Source organism: Mesorhizobium sp. M4B.F.Ca.ET.089.01.1.1, assembly GCF_004022605.1.
GTDB lineage: Bacteria > Pseudomonadota > Alphaproteobacteria > Rhizobiales > Rhizobiaceae > Mesorhizobium > Mesorhizobium abyssinicae.
Genome location: NZ_RZOS01000960.1, coordinates 1 through 938 on the forward strand (window position 1 = coordinate 1; position 938 = coordinate 938).

Sequence of the window (938 nt, forward strand, 5' to 3'; positions counted from 1 at the left end):
GCCTATGCCGATGCCATCCGCACCGCGGTCGGCGGAAGCGAGCACGCGGTCGACCTCACGCAGTCCGAAGTCTTGGTGCTCATGTGCATAGCCTACTTCCAGCCGATCACCCGTGCCGAACTGTCGTCCTTCTTCGGCAAGGAGATCAGCCGCGATCTGATCGGCAACCTGCGCGGTGCCGGCCTGATCGCCTCCGGCCCCCGCAGCCCGACGCCCGGCGCGCCCTACACCTATGTCACGACCAAAGAATTCCTGCTCGAGTTCGGTCTCGATACACTGCGGGACCTTCCCGACTTCGAGACGCTTGAGGACGCCGGGTTGCTTTCAAAGGAGAAGCTGCTTGCGGGCGACATCATGCCGGCGTTTTCAGACTCCGGCATGAGCGATACTGACGTGGCCATCGACGAATAGCGGGCCGGTGCGAGGGTCGCTAACCATCACCCCATCTTCTCGAGCGATGCGACCGCGAGATCGATTTTTCCCATGAGGTCTCTCAAAGGCGCACAATCAGGATAGTGCTGTGCCAGCATGGACTGTGCGAGGCGCAGGTTTTTAACGTGCTGTTCGCCAGTTTCTGGCTTTCCGCCGGTGGAACTCTCTCCGTAGTAGAGGTCGAAAAATACCGCATCGGACATGGCCTGCCGATCGTGTTCGCATTGAACCCAGTCATCAAGCTCGCTTCGGACGGCATCAATGCGCTTGTAGACGCCCGCGCGCGCTCGCATGTCGACAAGCACGCCCTTCAGCAGCGAACCGATCTTGGCATGCGCGTCCACAGGCATGACCGTCTTCGGACGCCGGCGCGGCTTGCCGCTGAGCGGCAGCCGGTACTCGACAGTCGTTTTGGGACCGCGGGGCGAGGGTGCTTTTCGTTGGACGTCTTTCGCGCGCTTCGCCTCCGCCGCAGCCTTCTCTCCTGGCGTTACAAAAGGAGCGTG

The 938-nt window shown here is 61.7% G+C and carries 2 protein-coding genes; one reads left to right on the forward strand and one right to left on the reverse strand.

What is annotated here, in order from left to right; genetic code table 11:
* Nucleotides 1-411, forward strand: a 411-nt coding sequence (locus EN780_RS35325; RefSeq protein WP_133372913.1) for an SMC-Scp complex subunit ScpB, incomplete at its 5' end; no start/stop codon positions are given.
* Nucleotides 412-437: 26 nt separating this feature from the next.
* On the opposite strand, the gene EN780_RS35330 is transcribed toward EN780_RS35325, so the two are convergent.
* Nucleotides 438-938: DUF5623 domain-containing protein (locus EN780_RS35330; protein ID WP_245500230.1), on the reverse strand; the 501-nt coding region annotated here is incomplete at its 5' end.